The following is a 4158-nucleotide window of genomic DNA, read 5'->3' as shown; positions in this document are numbered from 1 at the left end:
ACGTCCAGGGGCTCGTGGCGCAGCGCGTCCCAGCCGACCTCGCGCACGGCCTCGGCCCCCGGGGGTTCACCGCCGCGCCCCCGCTCCCCGGCTCGCCGTGACCCGTCCCCGCCCGTCCCTTCTCGTCCCGGCTCGCCCCCGCCCGTCGCCTCTCACCCCCGCCCGCCCGGCTCACCTGTGGCGGCCATCGCTCGCCGGTGCCGTCCGGTGCCCGCCCGTATGGTCAGAACATCCTGTGAGTCCGGCCCCCGGCGCGGCCCGCCCACGCCGCCGACGTCGCGACGGACCGCTCGGGCTCACAGGAAACTCCCAGATCCTCTCCGGGATCGGTCAGCGGACCCCTCCAGACTCCCGGACATGATCGAGTTACGGCGGTTGACCAAGCACTACGGCCCGGTCGCGGCGGTGAGCGACCTGAGCTTCGACGTCAGGCCGGGCGTGGTCACCGGCTTCCTCGGCCCCAACGGGTCGGGCAAGCCGACTATCAAGCTAGGGCATATCTTTGCGGCTTGATCGTTATACATCCCCAGGTCAAGGGCCTAGGGCTTTGTCGTGCTGGTTGCCTGAGGATGGTCTCGCCGTCTGTATCGGCGTGTTGTCCGTATTCGACAGTTTGGAGCACTGCGGCATCATGCGGAGTGTCCCGCATCTCCCCCTAACCCCCATAGCTGCCGACTCCGGGACTGTGGCCGGGTTCTGTCAAGTGTGGCTTCGCGTGTACATGTTCCCGGTGACCTTCCGGGCGCGCTGGTTGCCCTACGGTTACAGCCGCGCTTGACAGGTTCCGGGCGCCCCGGAGAATTGGGCGGCGGGGTCAACCACCTGCACGCGCCATGCGATATCGGTGGACGAACCTACAGGGCTGGACCGCTGGGCCGTCCAAGTAAAAGCAGGGCATAGGCGGCGAGAGTGGAATCATCTGTGATCACACCCTCTCGGATCATTTGCTCGACCTGCTCTCGGGGAAACCATTGATGGCGTAGATCCTGCTCCTCGGTCTCCAAATCGGCTTGGCCGTGGGTGAGGTCAGTTGCGAAAAAGACGTCGAAGCCTTGGCTTGCCATGCCTGATGCGCAGTACAGGTGTCCCAGGTGTTGCAGAGTGCCAGCCGTGAGACCGGTTTCCTGTCGTAGTTCTTCCCTGGCGAGGAGTTCAGGGGTAGTGGTGGCTAGGTCGGGAAGGGTGCCTTGGGGGAACTCCCAAGAGCGCCGTCGTATTGGATAGCGGTATTGCTCGATCATGTGGAAGCCGTTATTTTCCATCGCGATGATCAATGCGAAGTCGGGCTTTTCAACGTAAGAGTAAATGCCGCGCGAACCGTCCGGGCGCTGGATGTCGTCTTCGCGTAACCGCATATATCGTGATTGATACGCCAGGCGAGTAGCGATCTGTTTGATGGATTGGCCGTCCGTGTCCACGCTTATGCCCCCGGTCCGTAGCGATAGATCAAGTCCTGGCGATCCCCGACCACGACGCGGTGAGTAACTTCGACGATGCGGCCTTTGAGGTCATAGGCGCGTCGCCATAGGGAGAGAACCGGCTGTCCTTGGTCGATTTCTAGGGTGTGCCGCTCGTCCTCGCGTGGCATGCGACAGGTAACGCTCTCCTCGTATATCTCGACCCGGTGCCCGATCTCCTCAAGCCGTGAATAGATCCCACCTGGGCCGGTATTGACTTGCAGCAGTCGGGGGATCTTCTCTACGAAATCCCAGTTCACATAGGTTGTAGCCGTCTGGACGGGTGGCTCTCCAACAACCCCCTGAACCCGTGCCCGTTCAAGCACTCGCGACCCGATAGGAACCCCCAGCCATCTCGCGACGGTTGTATCAGCTTGGATCTCCCGCACGTTGGTATGGGTGAATGGTTCCCGGCCAGCCTCAAGGACCGATGAAGCGAAGCCGCGCCAGTTCCCAACCTGCCTGGTGATGTCGCTCGCGTCACGACGTATCGGCTCGACCTCTCTGACCTGAGTTCCCGCGCCGGGCTTGAGTGATACGAGCCCTTGGTCGGCCAACATGCGTAGGGCGCGGCGAACGGTTGAGCGGTCCACCTTGTGTTCAAGGGCAAGTTCGCGTTCCGAAGGCAACCATGTGCCCGCCGGGTAGCCTCCGTCCACGATCTTCGCTGCGAGTGCGTTGGTGATCTCCTGTGCTTTCGCTGGCGGCTTGGACATGCGCGTTCCTCCCTCGGAACTTCTGTGCTCAGCAGGTCGGTTGGCTTCAAACCACCATAAACCGCCGCCCGTCAATCGTAGACGGGTACCCGCCTGGCCAAAAAGCTTGTGGTGGGTTCTTGGTCGCCCTACCATAAGCCTACCAATCGGCGGGTGTGCTTAGTCGTTTTCGATCTTCCCTCGGTCACACCTTGATCCATAAACGCAAAGCGGGTCCGGCAGGCGCGCGAACACCGACCGGACCCTTGACCGCACATCAGGAGGTGCGCGATCCATGGATAACCCTAGAGCCGCAAGACAGGTGGGACCGCCTGATCCAGAGCAGCGGTACATCCACCTTGTACGACTGGCGTGGGACCTGCACAAACGTGGCATGAGGGCGTCTGTAGACCTGCCGGTACGGGGGGAACCGGTGCTGCTGGTCTCTCCCTCCCTTCCCGCCTTCGCGACGCGGGTCATGGCGGTGCGGCGTGACAGGGAGTGGTGGTTCTCCTGGGGGCGGGACGTCAAGCAGTCAGTACCGGCGCTCGCACCTCACGCGGCGGACCTGATTCGTCAGGTGGCGCAGTGAGCCGGGAGGACGTCTACAGCGCGGCGGAGGCGATGTTCCTGCGCTGGGACGGGCTGCGGATCGACACTCGCAACTTCGATGGCAGCGACGAGCGGACGCCGGGGCTGGCGCGTCGGTGGGCGGTGGATCTGCTGAGCGCGCTTGCTGTTCCGAGTGAGCTGCTGGACACGGTTGAGCTGCTGGTGAGTGAGGTCGTTACGAACAGCTTCCTCTACAGCGATTCCGGCGGCGATCCCGATGGGCTGATCACGGTCGGTGTCGGGGTGGGGCGCGGCGTGATCCATGTCGAGGTGATCGACGCGGGGTCACTGGTCAACGTGCCTGCCATGCGACCGGCAAAGGATGAGGATCTCGGCGGGCGGGGTCTGGCCTTGGTGCATCAGCTATCGAAGGGCTGGGGTACTGACTACGCCCCGGAGATAGGTCGCGCGCTCTGGTTTCACCTGGCCTGGGATCAGGCTCCCCCCTGACTTTAGAGCTGGTGCGGCGGTGCGCCTTCCCAGCGTCTAGGCCGTCGCACCTTGCCGGGGAGGTCTCCAAGTCGGGGACCTCCCCGGTTTTATGTGCCCGTCGAAAATTAGTGGGAGGTGGGTTGTAGGTGTCTCTCTTGATTCTTGATGACGAAAATATGAGGCGTCGGATAATCGAGGGGATCAAGTCCGGCCTTACTGTGGCCGAAGTATCTGTAAGAGTAGGTGTGGATCTGCTCACGATTCACAATTACCGCTGCGCGAACCGGGAGTTTGATCAGGCTGTTGTTTGTGCGTCGTTCGCTGCTGGCGGGGATTGTTCTCCGGTGTTCACAGCGACTCCTCCGTATAAGGACAGGTTGTTGCAGGCGCGGATCATTCGCGACATCTCGGAGGGAGGGAGCTGCCTGGAAGATGATCTAGCGCGGGTGGTGGAACGGTACGGCTACCGCCTGCGGCAGGTCTGGTTGTGGCGCAAGTATGACGATGCGTGGCTTCTTGCCTTCGAGACGGCGCTTATGAACGTGCGTAACCCGAATTTGGCGCATGGGACCAAGAATGCCTGGCTTCGTGTGGGGTGTAAGTGCATTTACTGTCGGGCGATGGGGCTTAGGGAACCCCACAGAGGACATTACGTATGTCAGTGGTTACGTCTGTCGCAAGAATTCGGAGGTACAGGGCTAGATGTCCATCCTGGTGCTTGATGATGATGATAAGAGGCGCCGGATAGTTGAGGGGATCGCGTCTGGTCTGACAATGCAGGAGGCATGCGCCAAAGAGGGTGTGGGCATGATCACGGTGTATAGCTACCGCTGCGCGAATCAAGAGTTCGACGAAGCCATCGTTGAGGCGTCTCGCGATGCTGGCGGGCGGCTTGTCCCGGTCTTTTGGCAGGTGCCGCCGTACAAGGATCAGGCGTTGCGGGAGCGGATCATCGCCGATGT

General features: G+C 62.0%; 5 protein-coding genes and 1 pseudogene. 4 read left to right on the top strand and 2 right to left on the bottom strand.

The genetic code is table 11. The annotated features are described in order from the left end of the window. Positions 1–357 precede the first annotated feature (357 nt). Positions 358–483, top strand: a pseudogene (locus AB0G16_RS38390) (ABC transporter ATP-binding protein); the annotation flags it as partial. 371 nt (positions 484–854) lie between these two features. On the opposite strand, the gene AB0G16_RS38385 reads toward AB0G16_RS38390, so the two are convergent. Beyond that, positions 855–1418: an NUDIX hydrolase gene (locus AB0G16_RS38385; protein ID WP_362815902.1), complete on the bottom strand. Its 564-nt coding sequence runs from the start codon at positions 1416–1418 to the stop codon at positions 855–857. 2 nt (positions 1419–1420) lie between these two features. Then, positions 1421–2173 carry a GntR family transcriptional regulator gene (locus AB0G16_RS38380; RefSeq protein ID WP_362815901.1) on the bottom strand — a complete coding sequence of 251 codons (753 nt, stop codon included), beginning with the start codon at positions 2171–2173 and terminating at the stop codon, positions 1421–1423. Between the two features lie 373 nt (positions 2174–2546). Between AB0G16_RS38380 and AB0G16_RS38375 the strand changes: the two genes are divergently transcribed. The 3 genes from AB0G16_RS38375 to AB0G16_RS38365 form a co-directional block, all read left to right on the top strand. Then, a complete protein-coding gene (locus AB0G16_RS38375; RefSeq protein ID WP_362815899.1) occupies positions 2547–2744 on the top strand; it encodes a hypothetical protein in 198 nt (65 codons plus the stop codon). Next, positions 2741–3214, top strand: a complete 474-nt coding sequence (locus AB0G16_RS38370) for an ATP-binding protein (protein ID WP_362815898.1) — start codon at positions 2741–2743, stop codon at positions 3212–3214. Before AB0G16_RS38375 ends, AB0G16_RS38370 begins: the two co-directional genes overlap by 4 nt. 684 nt (positions 3215–3898) lie before the next feature. Then, positions 3899–4158 (top strand): hypothetical protein (locus AB0G16_RS38365; RefSeq protein WP_362815896.1); only part of this gene is annotated, 260 nt, incomplete at its 3' end.

The sequence above is a fragment of the Streptosporangium sp. NPDC023615 genome, assembly GCF_040640155.1.
GTDB lineage: Bacteria > Actinomycetota > Actinomycetes > Streptosporangiales > Streptosporangiaceae > Streptosporangium.
Note: the sequence above shows the minus strand (reverse complement) of the source record. Positions and strands in the feature narration are given on the sequence as shown.